General features: G+C 69.4%; 25 protein-coding genes, 1 tRNA gene and 1 pseudogene. 9 read left to right on the top strand and 18 right to left on the bottom strand.

Translation table 11 applies throughout. The features are described from left to right. Positions 1-2: 2 nt before the first annotated feature. Positions 3-587: an ABC-type transport auxiliary lipoprotein family protein gene (locus tag M9979_RS05500; RefSeq protein WP_254288337.1), complete on the top strand. Its 585-nt coding sequence runs from the start codon at positions 3-5 to the stop codon at positions 585-587. 81 nt (positions 588-668) lie between these two features. Here the strand turns inward: M9979_RS05500 and M9979_RS05495 are convergent, their stop codons facing one another. Then, complete coding sequence (locus M9979_RS05495) at positions 669-1,517, bottom strand: peptidylprolyl isomerase (RefSeq protein ID WP_254288336.1); 849 nt, start codon at positions 1,515-1,517, stop codon at positions 669-671. A gap of 87 nt (positions 1,518-1,604) precedes the next feature. Here M9979_RS05495 and M9979_RS05490 point away from each other — a divergent pair. Beyond that, positions 1,605-1,695, top strand: a tRNA-Ser gene (locus M9979_RS05490). Between the two features lie 224 nt (positions 1,696-1,919). Here M9979_RS05490 and M9979_RS05485 read toward each other — a convergent pair. Together M9979_RS05485 and M9979_RS05480 are read right to left on the bottom strand one after the other, a co-directional pair. Continuing rightward, positions 1,920-2,314, bottom strand: a pseudogene (locus M9979_RS05485) (IS3 family transposase); the annotation flags it as partial. A 440-nt stretch (positions 2,315-2,754) separates the two neighbouring features. Further along, the gene (locus M9979_RS05480) at positions 2,755-3,801 is read right to left on the bottom strand and encodes a hypothetical protein (RefSeq protein WP_254288335.1); all 1,047 of its coding nucleotides are present in this window, start codon (positions 3,799-3,801) and stop codon (positions 2,755-2,757) included. Between the two features lie 79 nt (positions 3,802-3,880). On the opposite strand from M9979_RS05480, the gene M9979_RS05475 reads away from it, so the two are divergent. The 5 genes from M9979_RS05475 to M9979_RS05455 all read left to right on the top strand — a co-directional run bounded on the left by M9979_RS05475 (position 3,881) and on the right by M9979_RS05455 (position 6,207). Continuing rightward, the gene (locus M9979_RS05475; protein ID WP_254288405.1) at positions 3,881-4,468 is read left to right on the top strand and encodes an ankyrin repeat domain-containing protein; all 588 of its coding nucleotides are present in this window, start codon (positions 3,881-3,883) and stop codon (positions 4,466-4,468) included. A 156-nt stretch (positions 4,469-4,624) separates the two neighbouring features. Further along, on the top strand, positions 4,625-5,389 hold the full coding sequence (locus tag M9979_RS05470) for a hypothetical protein (RefSeq protein WP_254288334.1): 765 nt from the start codon (positions 4,625-4,627) through the stop codon (positions 5,387-5,389). Positions 5,390-5,393: 4 nt separating this feature from the next. Next, positions 5,394-5,777, top strand: a complete 384-nt coding sequence (locus tag M9979_RS05465; RefSeq protein WP_254288333.1) for a hypothetical protein — start codon at positions 5,394-5,396, stop codon at positions 5,775-5,777. Further along, positions 5,774-5,950 (top strand): hypothetical protein, encoded by a 177-nt coding sequence (locus M9979_RS05460; protein WP_254288332.1) that lies wholly within the window; start codon positions 5,774-5,776, stop codon positions 5,948-5,950. Before M9979_RS05465 ends, M9979_RS05460 begins: the two co-directional genes overlap by 4 nt. A gap of 2 nt (positions 5,951-5,952) precedes the next feature. Further along, positions 5,953-6,207 (top strand): hypothetical protein, encoded by a 255-nt coding sequence (locus M9979_RS05455; protein ID WP_254288331.1) that lies wholly within the window; start codon positions 5,953-5,955, stop codon positions 6,205-6,207. Here the strand turns inward: M9979_RS05455 and M9979_RS05450 are convergent. Together M9979_RS05450 and M9979_RS05445 are read right to left on the bottom strand one after the other, a co-directional pair. Beyond that, positions 6,204-6,926, bottom strand: a complete 723-nt coding sequence (locus M9979_RS05450) for a LytR/AlgR family response regulator transcription factor (RefSeq protein WP_254288330.1) — start codon at positions 6,924-6,926, stop codon at positions 6,204-6,206. The genes M9979_RS05455 and M9979_RS05450 overlap by 4 nt on opposite strands. Continuing rightward, entirely contained in the window at positions 6,923-8,020 is a 1,098-nt protein-coding gene (locus M9979_RS05445) for a sensor histidine kinase (RefSeq protein ID WP_254288329.1), read from the bottom strand. The genes M9979_RS05450 and M9979_RS05445 overlap by 4 nt, the downstream gene beginning before the upstream one ends. A gap of 147 nt (positions 8,021-8,167) precedes the next feature. On the opposite strand from M9979_RS05445, the gene M9979_RS05440 reads away from it, so the two are divergent. Both M9979_RS05440 and M9979_RS05435 read left to right on the top strand, forming a co-directional pair. After that, positions 8,168-9,082, top strand: coding sequence for a hypothetical protein (locus tag M9979_RS05440; RefSeq protein ID WP_254288328.1), 915 nt, complete (start codon positions 8,168-8,170; stop codon positions 9,080-9,082). Between the two features lie 43 nt (positions 9,083-9,125). After that, positions 9,126-10,079 carry an alpha/beta fold hydrolase gene (locus M9979_RS05435; RefSeq protein WP_254288327.1) on the top strand — a complete coding sequence of 318 codons (954 nt, stop codon included), beginning with the start codon at positions 9,126-9,128 and terminating at the stop codon, positions 10,077-10,079. Here M9979_RS05435 and M9979_RS05430 read toward each other — a convergent pair. The 13 genes from M9979_RS05430 to M9979_RS05370 form a co-directional block, all read right to left on the bottom strand. Next, positions 10,070-10,624: a hypothetical protein gene (locus M9979_RS05430; RefSeq protein ID WP_254288326.1), complete on the bottom strand. Its 555-nt coding sequence runs from the start codon at positions 10,622-10,624 to the stop codon at positions 10,070-10,072. The genes M9979_RS05435 and M9979_RS05430 overlap by 10 nt on opposite strands. A gap of 5 nt (positions 10,625-10,629) precedes the next feature. Then, a complete protein-coding gene (locus M9979_RS05425) occupies positions 10,630-10,989 on the bottom strand; it encodes a hypothetical protein (protein ID WP_254288325.1) in 360 nt (119 codons plus the stop codon). Positions 10,990-11,189: 200 nt separating this feature from the next. After that, positions 11,190-12,533 (bottom strand): alpha/beta hydrolase, encoded by a 1,344-nt coding sequence (locus M9979_RS05420; RefSeq protein WP_254288324.1) that lies wholly within the window; start codon positions 12,531-12,533, stop codon positions 11,190-11,192. 18 nt (positions 12,534-12,551) lie between these two features. Beyond that, entirely contained in the window at positions 12,552-13,589 is a 1,038-nt protein-coding gene (locus tag M9979_RS05415; protein ID WP_254288323.1) for an alpha/beta hydrolase, read from the bottom strand. Next, positions 13,586-14,536 (bottom strand): alpha/beta hydrolase, encoded by a 951-nt coding sequence (locus M9979_RS05410; protein WP_254288322.1) that lies wholly within the window; start codon positions 14,534-14,536, stop codon positions 13,586-13,588. The genes M9979_RS05415 and M9979_RS05410 overlap by 4 nt, the downstream gene beginning before the upstream one ends. Beyond that, positions 14,533-15,756: a glycoside hydrolase family 1 protein gene (locus M9979_RS05405; RefSeq protein ID WP_254288321.1), complete on the bottom strand. Its 1,224-nt coding sequence runs from the start codon at positions 15,754-15,756 to the stop codon at positions 14,533-14,535. The genes M9979_RS05410 and M9979_RS05405 overlap by 4 nt, the downstream gene beginning before the upstream one ends. Then, the gene (locus tag M9979_RS05400) at positions 15,753-17,054 is read right to left on the bottom strand and encodes a family 1 glycosylhydrolase (protein WP_254288320.1); all 1,302 of its coding nucleotides are present in this window, start codon (positions 17,052-17,054) and stop codon (positions 15,753-15,755) included. Before M9979_RS05400 ends, M9979_RS05405 begins: the two co-directional genes overlap by 4 nt. Then, the gene (locus M9979_RS05395; protein WP_254288319.1) at positions 17,054-18,388 is read right to left on the bottom strand and encodes an alpha/beta hydrolase; all 1,335 of its coding nucleotides are present in this window, start codon (positions 18,386-18,388) and stop codon (positions 17,054-17,056) included. The genes M9979_RS05400 and M9979_RS05395 overlap by 1 nt, the downstream gene beginning before the upstream one ends. Continuing rightward, positions 18,388-21,159 (bottom strand): TonB-dependent receptor, encoded by a 2,772-nt coding sequence (locus tag M9979_RS05390; protein ID WP_254288318.1) that lies wholly within the window; start codon positions 21,157-21,159, stop codon positions 18,388-18,390. The genes M9979_RS05395 and M9979_RS05390 overlap by 1 nt, the downstream gene beginning before the upstream one ends. Before the next feature lie 83 nt (positions 21,160-21,242). Next, entirely contained in the window at positions 21,243-22,202 is a 960-nt protein-coding gene (locus M9979_RS05385) for a FecR family protein (protein WP_254288317.1), read from the bottom strand. Further along, positions 22,199-22,771: an RNA polymerase sigma factor gene (locus tag M9979_RS05380; RefSeq protein WP_254288316.1), complete on the bottom strand. Its 573-nt coding sequence runs from the start codon at positions 22,769-22,771 to the stop codon at positions 22,199-22,201. Before M9979_RS05380 ends, M9979_RS05385 begins: the two co-directional genes overlap by 4 nt. A 38-nt stretch (positions 22,772-22,809) precedes the next feature. Continuing rightward, positions 22,810-24,027 carry an MFS transporter gene (locus M9979_RS05375; protein ID WP_254288315.1) on the bottom strand — a complete coding sequence of 406 codons (1,218 nt, stop codon included), beginning with the start codon at positions 24,025-24,027 and terminating at the stop codon, positions 22,810-22,812. Beyond that, positions 24,024-25,313 (bottom strand): glycerate kinase type-2 family protein, encoded by a 1,290-nt coding sequence (locus tag M9979_RS05370; RefSeq protein WP_254288314.1) that lies wholly within the window; start codon positions 25,311-25,313, stop codon positions 24,024-24,026. The genes M9979_RS05375 and M9979_RS05370 overlap by 4 nt, the downstream gene beginning before the upstream one ends. Between the last annotated feature and the right edge of the window lie 86 nt (positions 25,314-25,399).

Here is a 25,399-nt window from a genome sequence, read left to right as displayed (position 1 = left end):
TCATGAAGACGAAGCTTCTCATCGTCGCTGCGGCCCTGCCGCTCGCCGCCTGCATCAGCTTCGGCGCCAAGCCGCCGCCCTCGCTGCTGACGCTGGAGGCGACCGCGGCGCCGGCGGTCGGTGCCGATCAGAATTCCGCCAAGGCACGCTCGATCACCATCCAGGTCCCGTCGACCCCGACCGCGATCGCGGGCGCGCGCGTGCCGGTGCAGGCGACGCCCACCACGATCGCCTATGTCAAGGATGCGCAATGGGCCGAACCGCCCGCGCGCCTGTTCGCGCGGCTGCTGTCCGACACGGTGTCGGCGCGCGGGCTGGTGGTGCTCTCGACCGTCCAGTCGATCGGCGATCCTTCCTCGACGCTGGCCGGCGAGCTGCGCCGTTTCGGCCTCGATGCGACCAGCCGCGAAGCGATCGTCACCTATGACGCCGCGCTGACCCGCGCCGGCAAGGACACGGTGGAAAAGCACCGCTTCGAAGCGCGCGTACCCGTCGCCACGATCGATGCGACCAGCGCCGGCCCGGCACTGAGCCAGGCCGCGAACCAGGTCGCCGGCGAAGTCGCCACCTGGGTAGCGGCCAACTGAGGGGAGGGGCTGACCCGCCACTCTCCACCCGTTCGGGCCGAGCCTGTCGACGCCCGGCCCGCCACGGGAACGCCGGACCCGTTACGGCGCCCGCCGCACCGCCGGCAATACGTCGCACACCGACGCCCCGCCCAGCGACACCATCGGCGCCTCCGGATTCTCGCGCCGCGTGACCGCCGCGGCGAAGCGCGGGTTATCGGCACTGCGATACTGGAAATGCGGCCGCTCGCCCGCCGGCAGGTCGCTGGCAAGGCGCACCGACACGATCGGCACCCGCTCGCCCGCCGTCGCATACATGCCCATCGCCGCCTCGCTGCGCGGCAGCGCCGACAGATATTGCATCCCTTCGACGATCCGCCCGACGACGGTGTAGTTGCGATCGAGCCGCCGCGCCGACTGCCCGATCGGCGTGAACAATTCGGCACCCGACCCCGTGCTCGGCAGCGTATCGCGCGCGACCCCGACCATGCCGTAGCAATGCGTCACCCACGCCTGCGTCCCGTTGGTCGCCACCGGCCAGCCATCCGCGGTGATTCCGCTCGCGGTCGAATAGCCATCCGCCTTCGCCATCCGCACCGCCGGCCGGAATGCGGCGATTTCGAACTCGGCGGCCGGGCGATCGGTGACGCCGGCAGGCAGCGGCTTCTTCTCCGTCGCATCGCCCCATTGCGTCACCCAGTTTTCCTGCACGCGATAGACGCTCGCCCCGTCCCACCAGCGTGTGCGCGCCAGCGTGCGGACGTTGCCGACATGCGCCGGCGCCATCGCGGGCGCGAGCCGGATCACCACTTGGCGCCCATTCGCCAGCGTCATCACCAGCAGCTCGTCGTCGGGCACCGCCCGCCAGTCCGCCGCAACCGGATCGGCGGGGGAGGGCACGGCCGCCGCCTGGGCCAACGGCGCGGCGGCAAGAAGGAACAGGCTCAACATGCCGCACAGACTGACGCAAGCCACGCCCGCGCGCAATCACTTGCAGCGTACAGACGGACAGGCTAGGCGCGCCCTTCCAGGACATGCGGAGCGGTGGCCGAGTGGTCGAAGGCGCTCGCCTGGAAAGTGAGTATACGCCAAAAGCGTATCGAGGGTTCGAATCCCTCCCGCTCCGCCAACATCCATTGTTTTCATTGAAGAAATTGAAAATCGGATGCCGTTGCCCACCGCCTTCCCCACTTTCGGTTTGGCGTTCGGCGAACGGTCGCGGATGTCTACGACCGTTCTGGCGCTGAGGTTATCGTGCCCATGATGCGCGGATGTGGTCTCATGGTCAGTATTCCGACGCCAACATGATCGTCAGCACGGGGGTGGTTGACGGCAGGATCGGCGGGGTCGGGTGAGCACGTGGAACCGCCGGCCGGTGACGAGCTGGTCGTGCACGAAGTCCAGGCTTAGCGCTGGTTGGGAAGCGCCAGTACCGGCGCGGGCGCCCGCGCCGGTACTGGCGCGCCTTCGTCCCCTCCGGCGCCTGACCGTCAAACCCTCCTCACGGTAAAGCCGCTGGGTCTTCGTGCGGTTGATCGTGATGCCGTCTCGGCGAAGCAGGATGTGCAGCCGCCGATAGCCGAACCGCCGGCGCTGCTGCGCCAGCTCGCACAGCCGCGACCGCAGGTCGCCATCATCCGCCCGGCATGACCGATACCGCATGCTCGTGCGATCCGCCCCGATGACCATGCACGCCCGCCGTTCGCTTATCCCAACGTTGCCTGGAGGTGTGCGACGGCTTGCCGCTTCGTGAATAAGCACCGCTGCCAACCCGATCGTCTCATTGCTCAACCTGACAAGCAAATCTACGAGAATAACCCAGAAGAGATTGTTTTACTGCTCGCTATCACTGGTCTCCTTTAAAACAGACACTACAACGCCAAAAATATCTTAGCCATATATTCTTAGAATGATAAAGGTGCTCTCACGAATTAAAATCCGTAATTTAATTATGACCGTCCTCACCGGAATCGATTAATAAAATTAAATGAATGGCAGCGCAAGTATGCCTATTGATTTAGGAAAGTCCATGCTTTTTTAATCGTCCTGGCTGACGCGGTAATGGATCATAATCCATAGATCAGGTGCGCCAGGCCAGGGATGGTAATGATACTGGGAAAAAAGAGATCTAACAATCCTGGGAGGTGGGCTATTCTAGCTGCACCAACCACGCCTTCTCCTAGAAGCATCAGCCACCCTCAGGCTGCGGTGTACACGTCACCTTCAACCCTTTGCCATCGCGTAATAGGATGCGTGGCTCCGCTGGCCCTCCATCGCCATCGGGATCCGTCCGCCATTCGCCGGTCCAGCCCCACGTAGCGTAGCTACCGCCGACAAAGCCGAGCCGCCGTGTCGATGCATCGAACCGCCACGCTCCCGCAACGCCATCGACCGAGTAGTTGGCCGCGCCAAGCATCAGGTATCCGATCCCGTTGCCTGCGCTGCGGCAGAAATAGCGGCCGGGAGGCGGGCTGGCGGGGCCGACGGCAACCACCGGCGCCGCTCCCTGCCGCATGAGCCGACACCCCTGCAGCGCGATGCCGGTATCGCCATAGTCGGTCGCGGTTCCTTCCACGGTGACCTGTGCGCCGTCCGGCACGCTGCGCCATCCTTGGCGGTCCGCGGCCTCGATCCGGCATTTGGCCGCAACCTGAACGATGTTCGATTTGATCGATGCCGAATCGCTGCCCAGATGCCAGAACTCGCTGGTGACGCGAACCTTGCGGCCCAGAAGTTGCGCCTTCGCGTTCGTCGGGTCGCGATCGAACATGGTGCTGATCTGCCTCGCGGTCAGTGCAACCGCCGGTCCGACCGCGGCCACGTCCGGCTTGCCCGTCCCTTTCGGAGCCCCGCTGAACGGCCGCAGATCGGCCATGTCGACGTCGATCATGCCCATATAGTCGGGGGCGTAGACCTGGCACTTGCCCCCGTCGCTGCCGCGTACGTCGCCGGGATAGCGTCGCCCGGATTTGGCATATTCGACCTTCTGTCCGACCTGACACAGCGCTGCGCCGTCCTGCGCGCCGGCCGGTGCCACCCCCGCCATCATCAGGGTCGGCAAGCCAATTCCGCCCAACGCAATCCGTGCCAGCATGCTCGCCTCTCCTCGACACTCGAACTGGTCGAAAACGAGCTTCAGCGACAGTCGAGCGCGACGGGCGCGGTCGGGCACGCGACCAATTTGCGCGCTCTCGTCGTGCGAAACGGCGCATTCGTCTTGCGGTAAACGCGACACGGACCGTCGATGCCTAAACGGTTTCTTGCTTCGGCCGCGTTGCCGACCAAGCGCGGGACCGGAAGGGGCGAGCGTGAGCATGAATTGGCGAGGCACGTTTGGCGCCGTTTTGCTGGCAGGCTCTGCCTTTACTGCAAGCTGGGCAGCGAGCGATCCGTTCGACGATGCCCGTCACCATGTCGTGAACAAGGAAAATGCCGAGGCGTTGCGGCTCGTCGACAGCGGACAGTTTTCGGTCGATCAGCCCAATTACGAAGGCTGGACGCTGCTGCATTACGCTGCAGAGGCCGGAAACCTCGAGATGGTAAAGGCTTTGCTCGAACGCGGGGCGGACGCGACGCTCAAGACCAAATGGGGATCGACGCCGGGGAACGTGGCGTCGGCGACCATGATCAAGGCAGTGCTCCTTCAGGCGGTGCAACGGCGCCAGGGCGTTGGTCCCACCGCTACGCGACCCGTCATCCCGACCGTGCGCGCGCCGTCGTCGCCGGCACGACCGGCAGGGACGGTCATCGCTAAATCGAAAGCACCGTCAGTCGAAAGCAAGGGCGAGCTTGCCTGCAACCGGAAGTGGAAGGCCGACTACGACCTGTGCAGCGACACGACCTGCAAAATGACCACCTATCGAAAACATGCGCAATGCTCGAAGACCGGCCGTTACTGGTAACAACGGTCTTTGCGACCCGGGAAAATGCCAGCCGATCAGAGCGAGGCTTGCAGACAATCGACCGCCCGGGAGGTTCGTCGCAGCGTGCCCCGAGTTCGTCGTGCCGGTCTTCCCACGATGTCCGATGCTGGCATCCTGCGCCGTGGAGGACGAACGATGCGCTGGATGTTGGCTGCGATGACACCGATGTTGCTCGCAGCGCAGGCACCGGTGCCTCCCGACATGGGGCCCGTCACCGGCGACGGCGTGCTGACCGATCGGGACGGGCAGGCGATCGGCACCTGGTCGATCGACGCGCGGCTCGCCGGCGGGCGGTTCGATGGCACGGGATCGGTGACGATCCGGGGGCAGACCTTCGCCGCCGCGCTGTTGCCGGCGCGATCGTATCTCGAGAACGGGCGCTGCGTGTTCCACTGGGAACGGGAACGCGCGCGCGCCGAGATCGCAGGGCCCTGCTCGACCACGGGTATCGACGGACACCTCAGTGCGTTCATCCCGACCGGCGACGTCTATTCGGTCGACGGCTATGCCAGGGGCAGGCTCGCCTGGCGTGCGCCGGGCCGCGCGCCGGCGGCGGGCGTGGTGCCGGGCACGCGGCTGATCTGCGCGTATCAGGAGCGGATCGGCGGCACCGTGATCGGCGGCGGTGCCGCGACCTACGCGCTGCGCTACTCCAACATGGGGTTCCTCGAACTGTCGGCGGGCGGCAGCTATCGCACGGCGCATACCGCCGGTCGCTGGGTACGCGGTACCGGCGATAGCATCCGGCTGACCTCGGGGCAGTTCGCCGGCGCGGTCGGACGGTTGCGACCCGACGGTTCGGGCGCGCCTGCGGTCTACTTCGAGCGCGACGAGAACCGCACGGCGGCGGGCGTGCCGATCGTCGACATCGCGCGCACTGCATGCACGGCGAAACGGTAGCGCGATGGCGCTGCTTGTCCGGTTGCTGATCGTCGTGGCGGTGCTGGCGCTGGTGCCGTTCGTCGCCGTCGGTGGGCTGATCGCGATCGACGGCCTGTCCGGCACCGCGGCGCATGCCGTGTCGCCCGACGGATCGCGCGAGGCGCTGGCCGAGCGACAGGGCGGCAGCATGCAGTTCCCGATCACGACGCTCAGCGTACACCGGCGCGGCGGATGGCTGAGCGCGGACGGCCCCGACTGCGTCGTCGCGCGCTGGTCCGACAAGGGGCGACCGGCAAGGCCGGTGACGCTGCGCTGGATCGCCGCCGACATGCTTGCGCTGGGCGGGAACGGTGCGCCCGATACGCCGCAGTTCGCCTGTGGTATCACGTTGGTAGCGCAGCGATGATCTGGCTCAGGGTCGTCACGCTCATCCTGCTCTCGCTCGGGGCGTGGCAGAGCTTCAAGGCGATGGGCACGCCGGTGCGTTTCGCGGGCAGGCGCTACTATCGACAGGCCGACGGATCGTATCGTCGCTGGTATGGCGGGCGCGCCTATCGGCCCGACGAGATCGGGCTGTAGCGATGGGCCGGCTTGCCAAGGCCATCGGCATCGCCGCATTCGTCGCCGTCGAGCTCGCCGTGCTGTTCGGCAGCTACGTCGTCGCGTCGGTTCGCAGCACGCCGGCCGCCGCGGCGCCGTGGCCCGCCGGGGCGGCGGAATGGGCGACGCTCGCGATCTTCGCGGTGGTGATGACGGTGCCCGCCGCGCTGATCGGCCTTGGGGTCGCGATGATCGTGGCCGGCGTGCAGCGCGGTATCGCCGCGCTCCGGCGCTAGGCCGGCCGGATCGCGGTGAGCGTCGCGACACGATAGGTCGTGCCGACCGGCACCGAGGCGCCGTCGTCGAGCGTCAGCGCGAGCGACTTGCCATGACGGCGCAGCGCAACGACGCGTTCCGGGCGGATGAAGGCCGAGCGGTGCACGCGCAGCAGACCGGTGCCGGCAAGCAACGCCGCCGTCTCGCTCATCGTGATGCGGTGCAGATAGGCGCGCTCGGCGGTGTGGAAATAGACGTGATCGCGCGCCGCCTCGACGCGCTGCACGTCGGCGAACGCCACGCGCGCGACGCCGTGACGGACCGGCACCCAGATGCCGTCCTCGCCCGGTGCGGTGGTCGGGGTCCCGGTCGGGGCGTCGCGCGCGGCTCGCCGGCGCTGTGCCCGCTCGACCGTGTGCGCCAGGCGCGGGCGACTGACGGGCTTCAGGATATAGTCGAGCGCGCCGACTTCGAATGCGTCGATCGCATGTTCCTCGTGCGCGGTGACGAAGATCACCTCGACGCCCGTATCGATCAGCGTCGGTGCCGCGTGGATGCCGCTCAGCTGCGGCATGTCGATGTCGAGGAACACCAGGTCCGGGGCCAGCGAACGGGCCAGCGCGATCGCCTCCTCGCCGTCGCTCGCCTCGCCCGCGACCGCCACGCCTGACAGATCCTCGAGCAGCGCCCGCAGCAGCGCGCGCGCCAGCGGTTCGTCGTCGGCGATCAGCACCCTCATGCCGCGCGCCGCGCCGCGGCGTCGAACGGCAGCGCGATCTCGACGCGGTAGCCGTCGGCGAGCGGCCCGCCGTCGAGCCGCGCCGCGTCGCCATATTGCGTCGCAAGCCGCGCGCGCGTGTTGGTCAGGCCGATGCCGTGCCCGGCGCGCGGCTGCGGCGCGGCGCCACGGTGCGCGGCACGGTTGGTCACCGACAGGATCGCCATATCCTCCCCGCGCTGCGCTTCGATCGCGATCGACACCGCGCCGCGCACCGGCGCCGCGCCGTGCTGGATCGCGTTCTCGACCAGCGGCTGGAGGATGAAATTGGGCACGTCGAGCAAGGCAAGCGCCGGATCGATCGCGTAACTGACCGACAGGCGCGGCCCGAACCGTGCCTCCTCGATCGCCAGATAGGCGCGCACCGTGGCGATCTCCTGGTCGAGCGGCACCAACGCGGTCGGATCGGCGGCGAGCGAGGAGCGCAGAAAATCGGCCAGCCGGCCGATCATCTCTTCGGCCTCGTCCTGCTGGCGCCGCACGACCAGGCTGGCGATGCCGTTCAGCGTGTTGAACAGGAAATGCGGGTTGAGCTGCAACCTGAGCGCCGCCGCTTCCGCGCGCGACGCGGCCGCGGCGAACGCGGCGGCACGCGCTTCGTTCAGCTTGGCCATGTCCGACGTGCGCAGCGCCCACATCAGCGCGATCGTCAGGTAGAGCGTCCACAGATAGAGGATCAGGATCGCGAACTTGCGCCCCGGCTGCACGTCCAGCGCCCAGGCGCGCCAGTCGGGCGCGACGGTCAGCGCGATCGCGCTCAGCAGATAATGGTCGGCGATCGTCTGCACGAGCGCGGCGACCATCCCGGCAAGCGCGACGATGATCCAGCGCGCAACGCCCGGCACGGTCGCCAGACGGTCGAACAGCAGCCCCAGCGCGATCGACTGGACGATGCCAAGCAACAGCAGCGGCACGTTGGCGACGAACATCGCCGCCGGTCCCGACCGGCCCTGCGCCGCGCCGGTGATCGCGACGAGCACGTAGCCGAACGTCCACACGACGGCGCATAGCCTGACCGCCGTGCCGCGCATCACCTGTCGCAACAATGCTTCCATCGGTGCTCCCTCGGTTTCGAGGAATGTCCCGTTCGCTGCCGCGCTGGCAAGCCCGTTTCGTCGCGGCCGCGGGCAGGTTGGTCGCGCGATGCGCGCATGGCCGCGCCGGGCTGGCATCCCGAGGGAGATATCCAGGGGAGACGGCGGATGCGGAGCGGGGTAGCGGGCGTGGCGATGGCGGCGGTGTTGCTCGCGGGCTGCGGCGAGCGCGATTACGGCGATCTGCCCAGGGACGAGCGAACGCGCGCGATCCTGTGCATGCGTGCCGGCGTGCTGGCGCTCGGCAACACCGCGCAGGGCGGCACGGCGGAGGCGAAGCAGCGTCTCGCCGACAAGGTCAGGCAGTTGGGCGAGGTGACCCGGCTCCAGGAACTCGTGCCTGGTGCCAAGGACGACATGCTCGCGGCGCTGGGGGGCGAGAAGGCCGTGACCGAGGCGGTGCAGGCGGTGTGGCTGACGCCGCTCAACCAGTGTTTCGCCGCCTACGACATCGCCGCCGAACCGGTGCCGAGCCTGCCGGCCGCGCCGTACGAGCGCGCGACGACATGCGCGGCGGCGGTCGCGATCGATGCCGCGCGCGGCAAGGCGATCGACCCCGGGTCCGCCGTGGTCTACGATCCGCAGGGCTTCTATTTCGCATGGAAGGCGGCGCATGATGCACGCAAGCCGCCGCTCGACGCCGCCAACGCCGCGGTCGACGCGATGAAGCCGCTGGTGCGGAACGGCGCCGCGCAGATCTTCGCCGCCGCGTGCCGCAAGGAAGATGCCAAGGCGACGACCGCAATGCCACGGCCGCTGCCCGCCGACCCGGTCGTAGCCGGGGTGATCTGTTCGTCGACGCTGGGCGCGCTCCGGCATGGCGGGCTGGCGGTCGGCGCCGGTGACACGGCGGCGGCCAGATCCTATGCGGCGGGAGCGCAGCGCGTCGCGGTCGCACTCGGCAGGCTGTCGGTCGATGCCGCGGCGGTCACCGCCGCTTATACGCCCGCCGCCGCGTACGTCGCGGCGACCGGCAACGCCGCCGCGGTCGCCGACGCTTGCCTCAAACGGTTTCCCGGCTGATCGAACGCTTGAATTCGGCGCGCCGATCGCCTGATATGCCGGCATGGAACCAAGCGCGCTGCCGCATCCGATCCGTCGTCGTCGTCCCGAGGGCAGCACGATCGATCATTGGCACGCGCCCGATGGCTGGCCGATCCGCCGCTTCGACTGGCCGGCGGTCGGACAGGCGAGGGGCGCGCTCCTGTTTCTCGGCGGCCGCGGCGACATCTTCGAGAAACACCTCGAAGCGTTCGCGCACTGGCAGACCCGCGGCTGGTCGGTCACCGCGTTCGACTGGCGCGGGCATGGCGGATCGGGACGGCTGACCGCCGACGGCACGGTCGGGCATCTCGACAGCTTCACCAGCCTGATCGACGATCTCGCGGCGTTCTGGCGCGACTGGACCGCGCCCGCCCCGCGCGTCGCGATGGGGCATTCGATGGGCGGCAACGTGCTTGCGCACGCCTTGCTGTCGGGGCGGATCATGGCGGCGGGCGCGGTGCTGCTGTCGCCGATGGTGCGCATCCGCAGCCCGCTCGGCGCCGGAATCAGCGAACGCATTGCCCGCTGGCAATGCCGCCGCGCCGATCCCGGCCGCGCCGCCTGGACCGCGAAGGCGGGCGACGCCGCGCGCGCCGATGCGGAGGCGATGCTGACCGCGGACTATGGCCGGCTGCTCGACGAGCATTGGTGGCACGAACGCATGCCGGGACTGCGCCTGGGCCCCCCGAGCTGGGGCTGGCTGGCGGCGGCGTTCGCGTCGGGCCGCGCGCTCGAGACGCTGGCGCGGACCGCGCCAGCGCTCGACCTGTCCGTCCTGCTGCTCGCGGCGGACGACGACCGGTTGACCGACACGCGTGCCTCGCGCCGCTTCGCGCAGGCGCGCGGCGAGATCGTGCTACACCGCTTTCCGCACGGCGTCGGGCACGAACTGCTGCGCGAGATCGATCCGGTGCGCGACCGCGCGCTTGCCACGATCGATCGCCTGCTGGACGACGTCGCCGCGCGCTACCAATAGCGTCCGGTGTCGAGGCATTGCTGCCAGCGGCGATAGGTGACCATCTTGCATGCACTGTCGTAGCACAGCCGGATGTCGGCGAGGTGCTGCGCTTCGCACTCCTTCTTGCGCGCGGGCAAGGCGGCAGGCTTGGGCGGTGCAGCCTTGGCGACCGGCGCAGGTGACGGCTTGGCAGTCGGTCTGACGGCAGGCATCCCCGATGCCTGCGCCGCTGCCGCACGCAGCGCGGTGCCGTGCGCGACCAGCTGCTCCATGGCGCTCGACTGCGCGGTGATTTCGTCGCCGAGCGCGTCGTCGCTCATCGTCCGGTAGGTCGCTGCATCGGCCGTGATCGGCACGCCGTCGCAGCGCGGCACCTCCGTGACGCGATCGGGATAGCGGCGCTGCAACTCGGTCATCGCCGCGGTCAGCTGCCCGCACCCGGCCCTGACCGCGGCGACGATCTGGTCGAGCGACAGCGCGTCGATGCGCGCCGCCGCGCCGGACTGCGCCGCCGCCGGCCCCGCCGCCAGCAGCGATGCAGCGAGCGCGAGCTTGAGCATCATGCCGCTCAACCCGGCACCACGACCTGGACGTTGGCCCCGCCTGGTGCGATGACGTTCGCCCCCCCCGGTGCGATCACGTTGGCCCCGCCCGGCGCGATCACGCCGTTGGCGAGCGGGAATTTCTGCCCGTTGATATCGATCATCGCCGCGCCGTTCTTCTCCTCGATCCTGGAGCCGGCGGGCGCCTTCATCGTGACGACCTTCTTCCTGTAATAGGGATAATTGGGGCCGTTATTGTTGTCCCACGGCGCGCAGCCCCATACGAAGAAGTTGACGACCCCGTTACAGCCGCTGGCGTGCGCCGGCGACGCCAGGGCCAAGGCAGATGCTGCGAGAGCGGACAGGGTGATGATCTTGCCGGTCATGCGGTTTCCTCCAATCGGTGCTGTCGACCATTGGTCTCCGCGCGGCGTCGTGGTTCAAGGCTGGTCACACCAAAGCGCCGTTCAGCGCGACGAGCGGTACCCGTTTGCCTCGTGACATGCCGCTGATACGTCTCGCACCTTAAGCCGTTACGTTTTTGTGACTCCGATCAACGAGTCGTGACCCCGGGCAACGCATGGCTTCACTTCACCGCGTCGGCGGTGGGGCGCCGGCCATTATCGATCCAGCCGTGCAGGGCGTTCCACGCCGCCTTCGTCTGTTCGGGCGTGAAGCCGCAATGCGTATAGGCCTCGACCCCGCCGACGGGCAGGGGAGCACGCAGCGGCGCGACCGGGTAGGCGGCGAGCAGGGCGGATTTGCCGGCTTTGCGTACGGCATCGGCGAACACCGTCTCCTGCGCATAGGGAACGAGCGAATCGACGCTGTTGTGGATGGTGACGAGCGGCGCGGAGATTCGCCCGCTCGCCTCGTGCCAGCGGGTAAGATAGGCGATCGCGGCGGGAGACGCGGCGACACGCTGTATTCCGCGGTTGAGCGCGCTCGCCTCCGCCGGGGTCATCGTGTCGCTGGCATAGACCTTGCCGATGTTGCCATAGGGAAGGCCGCCGGCGGTCGCGGCCATGTCGTCCGCGCCGAGCGACACCGTGACGAGCGGGAAGGCGATCGACCCCGGATCGACGTCGAATCCACCGATCGCGGCGACCTGACGCAGGATGCGCGCCTCACGCCCTGCGGGATCCTTCTTCGCGGCGGCGAAGAGCGCGAGGACCGGGGTGGCGATCCGCGTCAGCTGGCTCCAGCCATAGGTCTTGGCGTCCATCGCCGTGCCCGCCGGCGGTGTCGTGGACAGCGCGGAGCGGCGGATGTCCTGTTCGCCCGGCAGCGCATAGGCCGTGCCTTTCGTCAGGACATTGTAGGCGGCGCGCATGTCGTACAGCTGGGTGAGCAGCGTCTTCCAGCTGCCGACGACGCCGCACCGCGCTAGGCCACCGGCGAAGGCGCCCGGGTACGTCTCGAGCAAGGTGACGACGATGCTGCCGCCCATCGAATCGCCCGTGGCGTAGACGCGTTTTGCGCCCATCCCGACCAGGAAATCGCGCAACCGTTTGGTGTTGCGGGTGCCCGTTTCCACGCCCAGCCCGTCCTTGTCATAGGCGCTGTGCCCGACCGCGACGCCGTCCTCATAGGCGAAGCGCATCATCCCGCCCCCGGTCGACGCGCCGGTCGGATCCTCGGACACCGCGATGGGCGTGCCGGGCGTCGAATAGCCGTGCGCATAGACGAGGCCGTCGCCCTTCCATCCCGCGGGGAAGGACAGCGCGAACTGATCGCCCTCCAGCTTGCCGACCAGTGTCACGCCGCCCGCGGGGGCGGGGCGCGTCGACAGGTCGGTCGCGCCGTTCGCGCGCGCCTTCGCAACGAGTGCGGTCTGCGCGGCGGTGAGGGTGGTGGCGGCAGGCGGAACCTGGGCACCGACGGATGCGCCGGCGAGCAGCGCGAGGGGGAGGGCGAAGCGAAGCGACATAGGTATCTCCATTCGGGGTCAGCGGGGACGGCGGCCGAGGTGCCTGTCGAAGAAGCGGGCGATGGTCGCGAACGCCTCGTCGGATTCGGGCATGTCGGGCCACATGAAGAAGGCGTGGGGCAGGCCGTCGAAGAGCTGGAGTTCGCTGTCGATGCCTGCCGCGGCGAGTCTGCGATGCGCGAGCGTCAGCGCACTGACCGCGAAGTCCCGGCCGCCCGCCAGCAGCAGCGTCGGCGGCATCGCCTTGATCTGCGCGTCGGACGCCAGCGGGTAGGCGAGCGGATCGCTGGCCGGCACCCCATCCATGTAGCCGACCGGCAGCGTCGCGGGCAGGGCGGGGATCGCGGGCGGCGCGGTGCCGGCGAGTGCCGGCGCCAGATAGGGGCTGTCGCCGCTGTAGGGCGCGCCCGTGCCGCAGAAGGTGCCGATCGCGCCGGGGCGGGGCAGGCCCTGTTTGCCGATCCAGGCGGTCGCCTGTGCGGTGATGACGCCGCCCGCCGAACAGCCGTAGACGCCGATGTTCTCGGGCCGGTAGCGTTTGAGCAGGTCGCGGTAGACCGCGGTGACATCCTCCGATGCCGCCGGGTAACGGTGTTCGGGCGCCAGCCGATAATCCACCGTCACGACGCGGATGCGCATCGTCGCGGCGATCGGAATCGCCTCCACGAGGGCGCCGCTGCCCGCCCCCCACATGAACGCGCCGCCATGGACGTTGATGAGAACGCGCGCCGCGTTATCGGCCGCCGGCCCGTCGGCGGGGTCGACGATGTCCACCCCGACGCCGCCGATCGTCTCGCGGCGCACCTCGGTGCGGAAGCGCCGGCGCATCTCGGCCAGGCGATCGTCGTTCCACTTGCCGTAGAAGGCGCGCTGCCTGGCGACGTCGCCCTTCACGGTATCGGGCGCGGCCGCCGCATCCATGCGTGCCAGCACCTGCTGCGCCGCCGGGCTCAACTGGTTGGAGGGCGGCAGGCGGAAACCAGGCACCTGTTTCACGGGACCCTGCGCCACCGCGGGGGCGGCAAGCAGGGCAAGCGGCGTCAGCCAGCGGATCATCGGGTCGTCTCCAGGTGTCGGCGCAGGAAGCGCGCCATCGTCGCGAACGCCACGTCGCTCTCGGGCGCTTCGATGTAGCTCCAGAAGGCATGGGGCAGGCCGTCGAACACGACCAGCCGGGCATCGGCGTCCGCGTCGCCCAGCGCGCGGCAGAAATCGGCGGTCGCGCTCAGCAGATAGTCCCGGGTGCTCGACAGGCACAGCGTCGGCGGCCATCCGCTCAGGCTGCCCCGTGCAGGGGAGATCGCGGGATCGGCGGGATCGCGCGCGCCGGCATACAGTCTCGCGACGCCCTTGCCCGCGTCGGCGCCGAGTAACAGCGCCATCGTGTCGCCGGTCCGCGTCAAGTCGGCGCTGCCGCTCAAGAACCCCAGCGCGGCGGGCGCGGTCCGTTTCTCCGCCCGCAGCCGCGCGACCAGCTCCGCCGCCACGATCGCGCCGGCGGACGTGCCGTACACACCGATCCGGCGCTGCGGACGATCGGCGAGCAGCGCGCGATAGACCGCCGTGGCGTCTTCGACCGGCGCGGGGAAAAGGTGCTCGGGTGCCAATCGATACCGCACCGCGACCACGGTCATGCCGGTCAGCGCGGCGATCGGGATGTTCTCGGTCAGCGATCCCGAATCGACGACGAAGCCGCCGCCGTGAAGATTGAGCAACACCGCGTCGCTGCGCGGTCGACCGGCGGGGGTGAAGACGCGTACGGCTACGCCGCCGATCGTCCGGTCGGCCATAACGACGCGGTAGCGGGCCGCCTGGCGGGTACCGATGTCGCGCTGGATCGCCTCGGCCCTGGCCCGGCGCGCGGCCATGTCCGCCGGCGCAGGGGGCCGCGCCGCGTCCGCCGCGAGTCCGGCCAATGCCTCTCGGGACAGCGTGTCGGACCAGGGCGCTGCGACCTGTGCTGCGGGGGCAAGCGCGAGTGCGGCGAGCGCAAGCCGGATCATGCCTGCCGCGCCCGGACGAGTTCGGCATAACGCCGCGCGCTCGGCTTCGCGGTGCGGCGGAACGTCCGGCGATCGACCGCGACGAGGCCGAACCGTTGTGCGTAGCCGCGCCGCCATTCGAAATTGTCGAGCAGCGACCAGTGGATATAGCCGATCACCGGCACGCCGGCGGTGCGGGCCGTATCGAGCGAGGCCAGCGCATCCGCGATGTAACGCGCGCGCTGGCGGTCGTCGGCGGTGGCGATGCCGTTCTCGGTGACCAGCACGGGCCGGCCGGTTTCGGCGTGCGCGCGCGTCACGGCGGCGGCAAGCGCCCACGGATAATATTCGTCCCCGGATTGGGTGCGTTCCGCGTCGGCCGGCGGCGGTACGACGGCCTGGGCGTCGAGGCGCAGCCGGCCATAGGTCTGGACGCCGAGAAAATCGTCGTCGCGTGCCGCCGCGAAGAACGGCGCCTCGGCATGGCGGCGGTACGCCGCGACCCCGCTTTGCGTGCCGACCGCCTGCACATCGGGCAGCGCCAGGCTCATGCCGACGGGCAGATCGGCACGGACGGCCTTCACGGCGCTGCGGGCGGCGCGATGGCCGGCGAGCAGGTTGGCAAGCGCGGCCTCCTCGCCCCGCGAATAGACCCAGACGTCGAAACGATCGGACCCGCAGGCGCGTGTCGCGGCGGCGAGCATCCGGTCGAGGCCTTCGCGCCCCGGATCGGCGATCGGGGTGGCGCTCCATCGGCCCATCAGCGGCAGATTGGGTTCGTTGAACGTCACGACGTGGCTGGCCCAAGGCGCCAGGCGACGCGTCACGCGCTCGGCATAGCGGGCGAACAGCATCGGGGCGTCAGCCTGCGTCCATCCGCCTGCCTGCGCGAACCAGCGCGGCGAGGTGAAGTGGCTGAGCGTGACCACTGGCGCGATCCCCGCTTCCCTGCAGGCCGCCGCGATCCGGGCGTAATGATCGAGCCACGCCGTGCTGAAATATCCCGGCGTCGGTTCGATCCGGCTCCATTCGACGCTGAAGCGATAGCAGTTCAACCCCAGGCTGCGCACGAGCCCGACGTCCTCGCGCCAGCGGTGGAGGCTGTCGCAGGCATCGCCGGACGGGACGAGGAAGCTGGTCCCCGGCACCTGCTCGAGCAGCCAGATGTCGGCGTTGACGTTGTTGCCCTCGACCTGGTGCCCGGCGGTCGCAGCACCCCACAGGAACGCCGTCGCCGTCATCGCGTCCCGCCGGCCTGCGCGATCCGGCCGAGCACGCGGGCGCTGGGCTTGACCGTGCGCTTGAAGGAGGCGCGATCGACCGCGACCAGACCGTAGCGAGGCTTGTAGCCGCTCAGCCATTCGAAATTGTCGAGCAGCGACCAGTGGATGTAACCCAGCACCGGCACGCCGTCGTGCCGCGCCGCCTCCACCGCGGCGATCGCGGCGGGGATGAACCGCGCGCGATCGGCATCGTCGCTGGCATCGATGCCGTTTTCGGTGACGAGGATCGGCTTGGCCGTGGCGCGATGGGCGTAGCGGATTGATCCGCCGATCGCCGCCGGCTCGTAGGGCTTGCCATCGGCGCGGCGCGGGGTGGAGGCTGGCGCGTCGACCGGGCCGCCCGGGCCGAGGTACGTCCGCTCATAGGTCTGGACGCCAACGAAATCGTCGTCGCGGCCCGCTTCGAAGAACGGTTCGTAATAGGCGCGGCGCTTGGTGGCGAGCAGAGCGTCGCCGCCGTCGAGCGCGATGTCGTCGGAGATCGCGAGGCTCATGCCGACGGGCAGGTCGCCGCGCACCGCCTTGATCGCGTCGCGCCCCAGCCGGTGGGCGCGCAGCAGCCCGGGGATCATCGGCGTCGGGTCGCCGCCGTTGAGCAACGAGAAGCGGTTCGACCCGGACGCCTTCGCCGCCGCGGCGATCATCGCCTGCGTCGCCGCTTTGGCCTTTGCATCGGGCTGGAAGCGCGACCAGGGGCCGTTGATCGAGAGATTGGGTTCGTTGAAGGTGAGGGCATGACTGATCCCGTGCGCCATCGCGCGGGCGACGCGGTCGCAATAGCGCGCGAATAGAGCGGGGGCGTCGTCCGCTTCCCAGCCGCCCCGCGCGGCGAACCAGCGCGGCGTGGTAAAGTGGTTGAAGGTGACGACCGGCGCAAGGCCCGACGCCCGGCAGGATGCGACGATGCGCGCATAATGGTCGAGATACGCCTGGGAAAACTGGCCTTCCGCCGGTTCGATCCGGCTCCATTCGACCGAGAAGCGATAGGCGTTGAGGCCGAGCGCCTTGACGATCGCGACGTCCTCTTCCCATCGGTGCAGGCTGTCGCAGGCATCGCCCGACGGCTCGGCGAACAGGGTCGGCTTCACCTGTTCGAGCAGCCAGATATCGGCGTTGACGTTGTTGCCTTCGATCTGATGCCCCGCCGTCGCCGCGCCCCACAGGAACGTGTCGCGGGCACCGCGCGCCAGTGCCGGCGTCGCGAGGGCCGCGGCGCCAAGCGCCATGGCCTGTCGCCGGTCGATCGTGTTCGTCATCAATAGACCCCCGCCGTCGGTTTGCGACCGCTGTCGACCCAGCCATGCAGCGTGTTCCACAGCACCGCCGCTTGGCGTGGGGTGAAGCCGCAGTGCGCCCATCCCTTCAGGCCGGTGCCGGGAATGTCCTTCTGTAGCGACGGCGCCCACAGCTGGAACAGATGCGCATCGTTGCCGGCGGCCGCGACCCGCTGTTGCAGCAGGAGAGCCTGCTGCGCGAAGACGAGGCCGTCGTGGCGGTTGTGGACGGCCACCAGCGGCGTGGTGAAGCGGCCGGTCGACCGGTGCCATTGCACGGCGAAGGCGCGTGCCGGGGCGTCGGATGCGATACGCTGAATGCCGGCGTTGAGGTCCGCCTTTTCGCGCGCGGTCAGCAGCGGGCTGTCGTAGACCTTGCCGACATTGCCGTAGACGACGCCGCCGAAGCTCGCGCGCATATCCTCCATGCTGACCATCGCGGTCATGATCGGAAAGATGAAGCTGGCCGGATCCGCGTCGGCCTTCGCGACCGAGGCGATACGGGCCACCATCCTCGCCTCCGGGCCGTCCGGTTTGGCGCGCGCCGCCTTGAACAGGTCGGCCATGACGCCGCTCATTTTCTTAAGCTGCCAGAACAGCCAGGGGGTCCGGGCGAACCCCAGGCCGGTGGGCGGCGTGGGCGAGACACCGTTGGCGGCGATATCGGGGTTGCCGGGCAGCGCGTATTTCGTGCCGCGCGTGTAGTAACGATAGGCGGCCCGCAGGTCGACGAGGCTGCCGACCTCGCTGTCCCATCCGCCCGTCACGCCGCACGCGCTCATCGCGCCGGCAAAGGCCCGGGGATGCTGTTCGATCAGCGCCATCACGATATTGCCGCCCATCGACGCGCCACCGAGGTAGAAGCGCGTCGTGCCGAGCCGCTCGAACCAGCCGCGCAGGCGCAGCGTGTTGGCGACGCCGCTCTTCACCGCCATCGCCGGCTTGTCGAACGCGCTCTGGCCGACCGCGAATCCCTGTTTGTAGGCGGCGGTGAGGAAGCCGCCCGATGGATCCTTCGCGACCGGGTCGGCGGGCACCGACACCGGCGAGCCGGGGATCGAATAACCGTTGGCGAACAGCACCGCCTGACCGTTCCAGCGCGCAGGGACGGCGATGCCGAAGGGCCGGCCGGCGAGCGTGCCGGCGACGCTCATCCCGCCGTCGGCGCGGCCGTTCGCGTCGATCCCTGCGGCGCCGGCACGACCCATCCGGTCGACCAGTTGCCGCTGGGCGGGCGTGATCGCGCGCCGTTCGGGACCCGAACTGCACGATGCCAGCAGCATGGCGACGATCGCTACCGAAACGCGCGCACGCATCAGAAGCGATACCGCAGCGACAGGCCGTATTGCGCCGGTTCGCCATAGATCGAGTTGCTGAAGCCCGAATTGTTGTAACCGGTGTTGGCGGTGATCCGGTACGCCGTGTTGAGGACGTTGGTACCGTAGATCGCCAGATCGAGCGGCGCGCCGCGCATCTGGTTCCATTCGAGCCGCAGGTTGAGCAGGCCGTAGGGATCGATCGTATCGAACGGCTGTGCGTCCGGCGCGACTCGCTGGCGCGACTGCCACGAATAGGTCGCACGGATCGCCATATCGCCCTCCGCCGCCGGGATCGGCAGCGCCAGGCGCCCGTCGAGGCTGAACTTGTGCCGCGCGACGAAGGTGAAGGGCGTGCTCGACAGGTCGCGCGACGGCTGCGCCGCGGTCAGTGCCGACGGGATCGCGGGAATCGGGATGGTGACGTAATCGAGGAATTTGGCGTCGTTGTACGAATAGGTGCCGCTGATCGTCAGCGGCTTGAAGGGGATGATGAGTCCTTCGAACTCCAGCCCGACGACGCGCGCCTTCTTCGCGTTGGCCAGGATGTCCGATCCGGCGATCGCGGCGCGCTGGATGACCTGCACGTCGTTGAACCAGGTGTAGAAGGCGGCGACGTTGGTCCGCGCCTTGACCCCGCCGATCGTCCAGTCGCGCTTCAGCCCGACCTCGGCATCGGTCACGCGCTCGGGCTTGACCGGGGCGAGCGGGTAGTCGCTGCCGAGGAACAGCGTCACGATCGGGTTGTTCGCGCCCGATTTGTAGCCGCGCCGCGACACCGCATAGACGAGCGTCTGCGGATCGGCCTGCCAGTCGAGGCCCAATTGCCAGGTCGGCCCGTCGCTCTTGCCGCTGAACGTCGGCTTGGTGCAGTTGGGATATTTGAGCGTCGGGAAGCCGCCCGCCGCAACCGCGAGGAACGCGTCGTAGACGCACAGATTGGCGTTGAGACCGATCACCTGTGCCGCTTGCGCCGGCGACACGATGCCGAGCGCGGCGAGCCGGTTGAACACCTGATAGCTCTGTGCGTCCTGGTAGCTCTGGATGTCGCCGCCGAAGCTGTCCCACGTCCAGCGGAAGCCGGCGGTCGCGGTCAGCGTCGGGACGATCTTGTATTGCGCCTGCGCGTAGAGCGCCTTGCTGCGGCCGCGCACCGACGCATCGGGCTGGATGTTGAGCGCGGGCAGCAGCGGGCCGTTCACGCCCAGCAGGGCCTGAACCACCGACGGCAGGATGATCGGCCCGCCGCCCAGAATGCCGCCCGCCTGCAACGGGTTGACGGTCAGGAAGGTGAGCGGGGAGGGGCTCTTCTCGTCGAGGTAGAAGCCGCCGCCCTGCAGCGAGAAACGGCCGTCGTCGTAGCGCGCCTGCAGCTCCTCGGTGATCGTGCGCAGGTTGTTGTTGTAGCTGCCCGGAAAGGCGCCGAGCAGGTCGGCGATCGGCAACGGCGTCGAATCGCGGTCGGTCGCGCTGGTGGATCGGGTGCGGCCGTAGCTGAAGACGTTCTTGATCGTGAGTTCCGGTGTCGGGTTCCAGGTCGTGTTGTTGAGGACGAGCAGGTTGCGCGCCTTCTCGAACGTGTTCACGCCGGTCGACGTCTCGCGCGGTCCCCGCGCCTGCTGCTGCGCGAGATAGGGCTGGAGCAACGCCGCATAGGGGCTGCCGGGGCGTACCGCGAGCAGGATGCTGCCGCCGCCATGTTCGTCGACCTGGATGTAATTGACCGCGGTATAGCTGTTGATCGTATCGGTCGGGTTGAACTGGATGCCGAGGCGCAGCGAATAATTGTCGCGGTTCAGATAGTCGCGTCCCGTCAGCACGTCGCGGACATAGCCATCGCGCTTGTCGAACTGGCCCGCGACGCGCACCGCCAGGACGTCGTCGACGACCGGAATGTTGAGCGCGCCCTGCGCGCTGCGACGGCGCAGGTTGCCGAGCGTCCCCTCGACATAGCCTTCGACGCGGTTCATCTTCGGACGCGCCGGCTCGAGCAAGACCGCGCCACCGGTGGTGTTGCGCCCGAACAGCGTGCCTTGCGGACCTTTGAGCACCTGCAGCGAAGCGAGGTCGTAGAAGCTGCCCGGGCCGCTGGCCGAGGATGGCACCTCGGCGAAATAGCCGACGACGCCGGGGCCGCTGCCGGTGCCGGCGCCACCGCCGCCGCCCATGCCGCGGATCGTATAGGTCTCCTGATTGCGTGCGACGTTGCCGAGCACGGTCAGCGACGGCGTGAAATTCTGCAGGTCGGTGGCCGTGTTGATACTCTTTTGGCGGATCGTGTCCTGCGTGAACGCGGTCAGCGAGACGGGAACCTTCTGCGCGCGCTCCTCGGTGCGGCGCGCGGTGACGACGATGTCCTGGATGCCGCTTGCGTCCTGCGTCGCGGCAGGCTCCTGTGCCGCCGCCGTGGGGGCGACGTCCTGCGCGATCGTGCTGGCGAAGGCGACGGGCCGCGTGATCGCCACCGCCCCCGATGCATCGCGGTGCATCCTGAGGCCTGACCCGGACAGGATGCGGTCGAGCGCATCGGCATCGCCCAGCCGTCCGCGCACGCCCGGCGAGCGCAGCGTGCGCACGTCATCGGTGCGATAGAGGATCTGTCGTTTCGACTGGCGCGCCCAGGCGTCGAGCGCCGCCTTCATGCTGCCGGCATCGATGTCGTAGCGGCGCAGCGCCGCGATGGTGCGGGTCTCCGCCTGCGCGGCGGCCGGCACGGCAGCGATGATCGCGCTGGTCGCCAGACAGATCATGAGCGCATCAGATTTACGCATATCCCCCCCTTGTGTGCGTCCCGTCGGCCTCTGCGGGCCGATACGGGGTCAGACGAACGGTTCGGCGAAAGCCGTAACGCGCGTCAGGATTTTATCGTCACGCCGTCGCGATCGTGGGCAATGCGCAGGCCGAAGGCGTCGTGGAGCAGTCGCGTGAAGGCGTCGATATTGGTCGCCTCGAACGACCCGCCGATGCGCAGCCGGGCGGCCTGCGCGTCGCCCAGCCGGATCTGGCGATGGTTGTAGCGGTTGAACTCATGCGCCGCCTGTTCCAGCGTCACCTGGTCGAAGGTCAGCACGCCGCGCCGCCAAGCCAGTGCGTCCTGCACCTGCTGTTCGGAGCGGTCGGCGAGCAGCATCGCGTGACCGCGTGCGATCGCGACGTCGCCGGCGGTGATGATCGCGGCGCGTTCGGCGGTGGCGGGGTCGGCATCCTCGACCCGCACGCGTCCTTCCGCCACCGCGACGGTGACGGTGTCGCCATCGCGGCGAACCGAGAATTTGGTGCCGAGTACCGTCACCTTGCGTCCGCCGGCGAACACGACGAACGGGTGGCGTCGGTCGTGCGCGACCTCGAAATAGGCCTCGCCGCGATCGAGCCAGACGCGACGTTCGCCCGCGGCGAAGGACGCACGCATCGTGCTGGCGGTGTTGACCGTCACCGCGCTGCCGTCGGCGAGCGCCACCTGACGCCGCGCGCCCACGGCGGTGGCGACACGGATCGTGGGCACGTCGCCGCCGAGCGGCACGAACTGCGAGAGCGCCAGCGCCGCCATGCAGGCGATCACCAGCGCCGCAGCGATCCCCCAGATCGGTGACGGGGCCCAGCGGCGCGGCGTCCTGAAGGTAGAAGGGCCGCGCGTTGCCGCGAGGCGGTCCGCGGCATGCCAGCCCGCCTCCAACCGCCAGAATGCCGCCTTGTGCGCGACGCTGTCCGACAGCCATGCGGCGAGCGCGCGGGCATCGTCGGCGGACCAGTCGGGCTGGTCGCGGGCGACCAGCCAGTGCGCCGCCTGCTGTTCGAGATCACGGGCGGCGCTCATCGTTCGGCCTCTCGCGCTGCGGTCGATCGCGCGCGCGGGCGGCTGATCCGCCCCTCGCCGCCGAGCATGAAATTGGCGAGCGCGCGCAGGCCGAGCGTCAGTTGGCGTTCGATCGTGTGGTGGCTGACGCCCATCCGGTCGGCGGTTTCGCGGATGCTGAGCCCTTCGACCTTGCGCAGGCGGACCACCTCGCGACAGCGCGGCGGCAGCTGTTCAAGGCCGAGCATCGCGCGCCGCAATTCGTCGCGCGCGGTCATGTGGCGATCCTGCGCGAAGGCATCATGGTCCCAGTCGACGGTATCGATGTCGGCGATCTGTTCGAACGAGACGATCTTGGCGCGGCGGGCGCGGTCGATCAGCACATGCCGCGCGATGGTGAACAGATAGGCGCGGGTCGAGCGCAGGGCATCGGCGCGCGCGCCGGTCAGCGCGCGCTCATACACCTCCTGCCGGACGTCGGCGATATCGGCGCCATCGCGGCAATGGCGCGCGATGAACCGCACCAGGTCGCGCTCGAGCGGCAGAACCTCCTGGGTGAACCATCGCTTGGTCGCGGCATCGTCGGTCATCACCGGCCTGGACGAGTGGCGGGGCCAAAGCCGTAACATCAATGCGCGACCGTGGCGATCGCGCGCAGCGCCGGGCGGCGCATCGCGACGATCACCGCCACCGCCGCGAAATAGGCCAGTGCCAGCGACGTCATCCCGGCGGCAAGGCCGAAGCGCCCGGCGATCTGCGCGACGAGCAGCGGCGAGAGTCCGGCACCGATGAAGCCGAGCGTCGTCATCAGCCCCACCGCGGTCGCACGCGCCGGCGGCGGCACGATGTCGTGCATCGCGGCGTAGATGCAGCCGTCGAACAGCCCTTTGCCGACGCTCGAGGCGACCAGCACGATGGCCACCGCCGATGCGGTCTTGGCGAGGACGAGTGGCAACAGGCACAGCCCGGCGATCCCGAGACCGATCGCCAGCGTATGGAACCGCCCGAGCGCGAAGCGGCGGCGCAGCAGGTCGGCGACCAGCCCGCCGACCGGTACGGACAGGAAGCCGGCGAGGTTGATCGTCGCCGATCCGAGCAGCGCCGATCCGGTCAGGTCGAGGCCGAGCCGGTCGTGCGCGAAGGTCGGCGCCCAGACCATCACGCCGGTCGATGCACCATTGGCGAGGAAGAACACGCCGCACAGGATGAGCGCGGCCGGTGTCCGCAGGATCGTGCGCAGCGGGCCGTCGGCGGGCGCGATCGCCGGTTTCGGGGCAAGGTCGCCCGGATCGCGCAGGAAGCGGATCAATATCACCGCCCAGACGATGCCCACGCCGGCAAATACGAGGAAAGGCGCGCGCCAGCCGAACCGGTCCGCGATCATCCCGGCGGCGAGCGCACCGATGCCGGCCCCCGCGAACAGTCCGGTCTGATGCAGCGACAATGCGCGGCTGCGCATCCTGTCGCCGTGCCAGTCGCCGATCAGCGCGGTCGCGCTGGGATAATAGCTCGATTCGCCGAGCGCGACCGCGGCGCGGATCGCGAGCAGCATGCCGAATCCGGCGGCGAGCGACATCGCGCCGGTCGCGATGCTCCAGAATACGAGGCCATAGGCGATGACCCGCGAGCGCCGCGTCGCATCGCCGATCCGCCCCGAGACGAAGGCGGCGAAGGCGTAGACCCAGAAGAAGATCGAGCTGACCAGCGCCAGCTGTGTCGCGGACAGGCCGAATGCGTCACGGATCTGCGGCATCGTCGCGACCAGGATCGAGCGGTCTGCGGCGTTGAGGAACGAGGCGACCCACAGCAGCGCCACCAGCACCCACGGATAGCGACCGCGCGTCATGCCGGATCCCCGGCGATCAGGATGACGCGGAAATCGTTGACGTTGGTCAGCGTCGGGCCGGTGACGACGAGGTCGTCGAGCGCGGCGAAGAAGCGATAGGCGTCGTTCGCGGCGAGATGTTCCGCCGGATCGAGCCCCGCCGCCGCGGCGCGCGCCAGCGTGTCGGGAAAGATCATCGCGCCGGCGGCATCCTCCGTCCCGTCGATCCCGTCGGTGTCGCAGGCCAGCGCGCTGATCCGCGGATCGCCATCGAGCGCGATGGCCAGACCGAGCAGATATTCGAGGTTGCGTCCGCCGCGCCCCTGCGGATTGACGACGGTGACCGTCGTCTCCCCGCCGGACACGATCGCGCGCGCTCTGCCGTCGGCGGCGAGACGGCGGGCGAGCGCGGCGTGGCTGGTGCCGAGGTGCCGCGCCTCCGCCTGCAACCGGTCGCCGAGGTTGGTCACGGTCAGCCCCTGCGCCGCCGCCGCCGTGGCGGCCGCCGTCAGCGCGTCGCGGGCGCGGGCGATGACCAGGGTCTCGCAGCCGGCGAGGCCGAGCGCGTCGGCGGCGGGGGATTCGTTCACCGGATCGGCGAGCGCCGCGGAGACCGCGGGTGGCAGCGCGAGCGCATAGCCGGCGACGATCGCGCGCGCGTCCGCCAGCGAGCTGTCGTCGGCGACGGTCGGCCCCGACGCGACGAAGGCGGGATCGTCGCCCGGCACGTCGGAGATGATGTAGGTCGTCGTCCGCGCCGGCCCGGCGGCGAGCGCCAGCCGCCCGCCCTTGATCCGCGACAGATGCTTGCGGACGCAATTGATCTCGCCGATCGTCGCGCCGGATCGCAGCAGCGCGCGCGTCACCGCCTGCTTGTCCTCCAGCCCGACGCCGGCGGCCGGCGCCGCCGCCAGCGCGGAGCCGCCGCCCGACAGCAGCAGGATCAGCCGGTCCTGCGCCCGCAGCCCCGCCGCGACGGCGAGCGCGCGATCCGCGGCGATCAGGCTGGCGGCATCGGGAACGGGGTGTCCGGCCTCGATCACCTCGACGATCGGCGGGAAGGCGATGGCGCCGAGATGCCCGTGGCGGGTGACGAGCAGCGCCGCGGCGGGATCGCCGATCCGATCGATCGCGACGCGCATCATCGGCGCCGCCGCCTTGCCGATCGCGATGATCGCCGTGCGTCCGTCGCTCGCCTGCGCCAGCTTGCGCGGCATCACGCGATGCGCCGACACCGCGTCGACCGCGATATCGAACAGCCCGCGCAACCTGTCGCGCACTTGCACCAATGCCCCGTCGACCGTCATCCGCCCCCGACCCTTGTTTGCGCGGATCGGGGTTCGGCCCGTCCGTTGTGCCCGATCTTCGCCCAGCGCGCGCACCATCGGCAGTC

The organism is Sphingomonas liriopis, assembly GCF_024211255.1.
Taxonomy (GTDB): Bacteria; Pseudomonadota; Alphaproteobacteria; order Sphingomonadales; family Sphingomonadaceae; genus Sphingomonas; species Sphingomonas liriopis.
Note: the sequence above shows the minus strand (reverse complement) of the source record. Positions and strands in the feature narration are given on the sequence as shown.

Bases quoted from the DNA above. Each gene is read 5' to 3' on its own strand.
- M9979_RS05390 (WP_254288318.1), bottom strand. From the start codon at position 21,159: ATGCGTAAATCTGATGCGCTCATGATCTGTCTGGCGACCAGCGCGATC.
- M9979_RS05375 (WP_254288315.1), bottom strand. From the start codon at position 24,027: ATGACGCGCGGTCGCTATCCGTGGGTGCTGGTGGCGCTGCTGTGGGTC.
- M9979_RS05450 (WP_254288330.1), bottom strand. From the start codon at position 6,926: ATGAGGGTGCTGATCGCCGACGACGAACCGCTGGCGCGCGCGCTGCTG.
- M9979_RS05395 (WP_254288319.1), bottom strand. From the start codon at position 18,388: ATGCGTGCGCGCGTTTCGGTAGCGATCGTCGCCATGCTGCTGGCATCG.
- M9979_RS05410 (WP_254288322.1), bottom strand. From the start codon at position 14,536: ATGATCCGGCTTGCGCTCGCCGCACTCGCGCTTGCCCCCGCAGCACAG.
- M9979_RS05500 (WP_254288337.1), top strand. From the start codon at position 3: ATGAAGACGAAGCTTCTCATCGTCGCTGCGGCCCTGCCGCTCGCCGCC.
- M9979_RS05420 (WP_254288324.1), bottom strand. From the start codon at position 12,533: ATGTCGCTTCGCTTCGCCCTCCCCCTCGCGCTGCTCGCCGGCGCATCC.
- M9979_RS05455 (WP_254288331.1), top strand. From the start codon at position 5,953: ATGGGCCGGCTTGCCAAGGCCATCGGCATCGCCGCATTCGTCGCCGTC.
- M9979_RS05445 (WP_254288329.1), bottom strand. From the start codon at position 8,020: ATGGAAGCATTGTTGCGACAGGTGATGCGCGGCACGGCGGTCAGGCTA.
- M9979_RS05370 (WP_254288314.1), bottom strand. From the start codon at position 25,313: ATGACGGTCGACGGGGCATTGGTGCAAGTGCGCGACAGGTTGCGCGGG.
- M9979_RS05460 (WP_254288332.1), top strand. From the start codon at position 5,774: ATGATCTGGCTCAGGGTCGTCACGCTCATCCTGCTCTCGCTCGGGGCG.
- M9979_RS05400 (WP_254288320.1), bottom strand. From the start codon at position 17,054: ATGACGAACACGATCGACCGGCGACAGGCCATGGCGCTTGGCGCCGCG.
- M9979_RS05380 (WP_254288316.1), bottom strand. From the start codon at position 22,771: ATGACCGACGATGCCGCGACCAAGCGATGGTTCACCCAGGAGGTTCTG.
- M9979_RS05415 (WP_254288323.1), bottom strand. From the start codon at position 13,589: ATGATCCGCTGGCTGACGCCGCTTGCCCTGCTTGCCGCCCCCGCGGTG.
- M9979_RS05385 (WP_254288317.1), bottom strand. From the start codon at position 22,202: ATGAGCGCCGCCCGTGATCTCGAACAGCAGGCGGCGCACTGGCTGGTC.
- M9979_RS05405 (WP_254288321.1), bottom strand. From the start codon at position 15,756: ATGACGGCGACGGCGTTCCTGTGGGGTGCTGCGACCGCCGGGCACCAG.
- M9979_RS05440 (WP_254288328.1), top strand. From the start codon at position 8,168: ATGCGGAGCGGGGTAGCGGGCGTGGCGATGGCGGCGGTGTTGCTCGCG.
- M9979_RS05425 (WP_254288325.1), bottom strand. From the start codon at position 10,989: ATGACCGGCAAGATCATCACCCTGTCCGCTCTCGCAGCATCTGCCTTG.
- M9979_RS05470 (WP_254288334.1), top strand. From the start codon at position 4,625: ATGCGCTGGATGTTGGCTGCGATGACACCGATGTTGCTCGCAGCGCAG.
- M9979_RS05475 (WP_254288405.1), top strand. From the start codon at position 3,881: ATGAATTGGCGAGGCACGTTTGGCGCCGTTTTGCTGGCAGGCTCTGCC.
- M9979_RS05435 (WP_254288327.1), top strand. From the start codon at position 9,126: ATGGAACCAAGCGCGCTGCCGCATCCGATCCGTCGTCGTCGTCCCGAG.
- M9979_RS05495 (WP_254288336.1), bottom strand. From the start codon at position 1,517: ATGTTGAGCCTGTTCCTTCTTGCCGCCGCGCCGTTGGCCCAGGCGGCG.
- M9979_RS05465 (WP_254288333.1), top strand. From the start codon at position 5,394: ATGGCGCTGCTTGTCCGGTTGCTGATCGTCGTGGCGGTGCTGGCGCTG.
- M9979_RS05430 (WP_254288326.1), bottom strand. From the start codon at position 10,624: ATGATGCTCAAGCTCGCGCTCGCTGCATCGCTGCTGGCGGCGGGGCCG.